We start from the raw sequence: 3134 nt of genomic DNA on the forward strand, positions 1-3134 counted from the left end.
GTCCGCGGTCCGCGGCTTTTTTCTTATCCCACCCAAGGGTGTAAAAGGAGACAGACCCCCCGCGGACCCCCCCTCCAAACCCGCCGAAGCCCCCGCCGAAGCCGCTGGAGCGCTCGCCGCCAAAACCGGAACCCCAGCCCGAACCCCAGCCGGAATTGTGGCGGGATCCGCCGCTGGTCAGCGAGCCGAGGAACATGCCGAGTAGCAGGCTGCCCACGTCCCCGCCGCCGTTGCCGCCGTTTCCGCCGAAACCTCCCGCAGCGCGGGCGGACATCGCCTCCTGCACAGCATCCGTGGCGCGCTGGGCGTAGGATTCGGCCCGCGCGTAATAATCGCGGCGTTTGGCCAGGTCATCGCTGGTATCCCCGGCTTGGAGCGCGGTGCGAGCCGCCTCCAGCGGGGCGCGCGCCTCATTCCCGGTGCTCCAGCGGTTCTGCGAGACCATCGCCTCCGCCCGCTGCACTGCCGCCCGGGCTCGCTGGCGATCCCGTTCCAGCCCGGCCACTTGGCGCCGGTAGTTTTCCTCCGCATCCCGAGCCGGGGCAAGAGCCGCGTCCAGGGCATTTTCCGCCTCGGTGAGCTCGCGGATTCCGGCGAGCGGATCCACCCGCTCCCCGCGATATTTCTCCACCAGCGCCGCCGCCCGATCCCGCGCGGCCCCGACCTGGGCATTCCCGCCGCCGATGCGATGAGCATCGGCAATATCCGCGGAAATTGAGGAGATATGTTCACCTAGCTGGGCGAAAGCCCGATTGACAGAATCTTGGACGTTGGAAATAGCGCGGTAGCGTTCCGCGGCCTCGTCCAGAGCCTGTTCGGCAATGCGCACAAAAGGCACGGCCTGGTTGCGTTCACCCGTGCCGAGCAGCTGATCGACCTGCCCGAGCGCATCATCCGCCCCGGCCAGCAAAGCTTCAATATCCGCCGGGTAGGTGCGGAAACTCGCCACCGCATTCTCCCCGTAGGTGGCCGCCAAGGAATCCAATTGCCGGGTGGCGCTGGGAAGATTGGCGCGAATATCCGCCGCGCCCTCGCGCACCCGCGCCGCGGCTTCCTCCACATTGGCCGCCAAATCCCGCAGCCGTGCGAATTCTTCTTCCTGCTCGGTAATGGCCCGCTGCGCTTTTGCCGTGAGCTCCAGAATCGCGGTGTTATAGGCGCGCACCTGCTCCGGGGTATCCGGAATATCGTCATCTAAAAGCTGACGCTGGTTGAAAGCCTCCTGGAGATACTGCTGTGCCTGCGCGAGCGCCTGGTCAAAGCCGCGCACCGAATTCACCCCGAATTGCGCCCGCGCGAAATTGAGTTCCGCGGCGGCACTGCGAACGCCGTCGTCCGTCGCTAAGAGCGCCGCGGCGGCACGTTTGCCGAGCGCGGCCAGATCTTCACGAGTTTTATTTTCCGCCTGCTTGCGTTTCCGCGCGCGCACGAAAACAATGGCCCCGATAATAACGACGACGGCGCCGCCCCCGAGCGCCAAGCTGGCCCAATCCGTTTTTTCGCCCTGCGCCAGCTCCCGGGTATAGGCGAGGGAACCCTCCAGCCAGCGGCCGTCCCGGTAGGCGGCGCGGACCTCCGCGGTAAAAGCCTTATCCAGATCGGAAGCGGAGAAACTCGCGCGGCCGTAGGCGTAGCCCAGCTGGCGGCTATCCACGGCCACCGCGATGAGGGTGGCATCGCTAGACAGCCCGGCCCGGTTGAATGTTTCAATGGGCCACTGGTCCGCGCCTGCGCCGTCGAACCTATTAACAAAAACGAAACGCACCGCGTAATCCGTCTCATCTTGGAGGCGATTGAGGGAGGTGCGCAGTTGCTCTTCTTCGCTGGCGGAAAGAACCTGGGCCTGATCGGTGACCGGATCAACGCTGGAGAGGGGTTCTTCCGCGGCGGCCAGCGGGCCGGAAAGAAGCAGCGCGCCCGCGAGCGCGAGTGTTCCAGCTATCCGGCGTACGATCCCCATAACTTCAACCTTCCGTGCGCCCGGTGCGGCACCGGGCCTGCCCCTTACGTGGTGGACAGCACAATTTAACCACAGCATTCTGGGAGCGGGATGGGAAAAGGGGCCGGGGCGTTCAGCCGGTAGCGTTGCCTGTGCCCGCGGGGGCGCTGGTAGAATGACGCTGGTGCTTCGCCCGACCGTGTGCGAAGCGTTTTTGCTAGAAATGAGAGTGTTGTGCCAACCGGAAAGGTTAAGTTTTTCGACGCCGCTAAGGGCTTCGGCTTTATTGTCAGCGATGAGGACGGTGCGCAGGTCTTCCTGCCCTCCTCGGCCCTCCCGGAAGGGCTCACGCCGCGCAAGGGTCAGCGGGTGTCCTTCGGGCTTGCCGATACGCGCCGCGGCCCGCAAGCACTCAATGTCGAACCGATAACCAAACTTGAATCGCTCGCGCGGAAGAATAGGCGTTCCCCGGAAGAAACGGTGGTGATCGTGGAAGATCTCATTCGGCTTCTGGACGGGGCCTCCACCCAGCTTCGGCGCGGCCGCTACCCGGAAGGGGGAGGGCAGATCGCGCGCGCTTTGCGTGCGGTTGCCGATGATTTTGATGCCTAAGAATGAAGAAAAAGAAGAATGCGCGGGGGGTGCGGGGGCTGAAGCCGCGGAATTGCACTTCCCCGAGGTGCGGGTAGAAGGCCACGCGGATGAGGGTGCGGATGTGGCGCGCCCGGAGGATCGCGTTGATGAAAACGTGGCGGTGACCCCGGATGATAAGCGGGTGGAGCCGCAGCCCGGCTTGCCCGAAGATCGGGTAATTGCTGCGGCGGTTGATGAAGCGCGGGCAACCCTGATCGAGGCTGTGGCAGAACGTTTCGTGGGGGAGTACGCGGGATTCCTCGCGGAGGATACCCGGGTGGTGTCCTACCTCTTTACCTGTACCCATCCGGGGTATCACGGCTGGTACTGGAGTATTACGGTGAGCCGGGCGAGCCGGGCTCGTTCCGTGACCTTCAACGAAATCGAGATGCTGCCCGGGGCGGGTGCTTTGCTGGCTCCGCGTTGGGTGCCGTGGAGCGAGCGGCTGGCCAAGCTGGAAACGGAAAAAGCGCAGGCGCGGGCTGCTTCGGAAAAGGAACGTAAGGAATCGGCGCGGGCTGCCGCGGCGGAGAAGGCCGAGCGCGCCGAGCGCAGCGGGCGG

General features: G+C 65.0%; 3 protein-coding genes. 2 read left to right on the plus strand and 1 reads right to left on the minus strand.

Annotated features, from left to right (window positions below; genetic code table 11):
• Positions 1 to 1960 (minus strand): TPM domain-containing protein (locus CZ322_RS04325; RefSeq protein WP_159454990.1); only part of this gene is annotated, 1960 nt, incomplete at its 3' end.
• Positions 1961 to 2173: 213 nt separating this feature from the next.
• Between CZ322_RS04325 and CZ322_RS04330 the strand changes: the two genes are divergently transcribed.
• Together CZ322_RS04330 and CZ322_RS04335 are read left to right on the plus strand one after the other, a co-directional pair.
• Positions 2174 to 2551 (plus strand): cold-shock protein, encoded by a 378-nt coding sequence (locus tag CZ322_RS04330; RefSeq protein WP_026428428.1) that lies wholly within the window; start codon positions 2174 to 2176, stop codon positions 2549 to 2551.
• The coding region (locus CZ322_RS04335; protein ID WP_143231900.1) for a DUF3027 domain-containing protein at positions 2544 to 3134 on the plus strand (591 nt) is incomplete at its 3' end. The genes CZ322_RS04330 and CZ322_RS04335, both read left to right, overlap by 8 nt.

The organism is Actinotignum timonense (assembly GCF_900155575.1).
Classification (GTDB): domain Bacteria; phylum Actinomycetota; class Actinomycetes; order Actinomycetales; family Actinomycetaceae; genus Actinotignum; species Actinotignum timonense.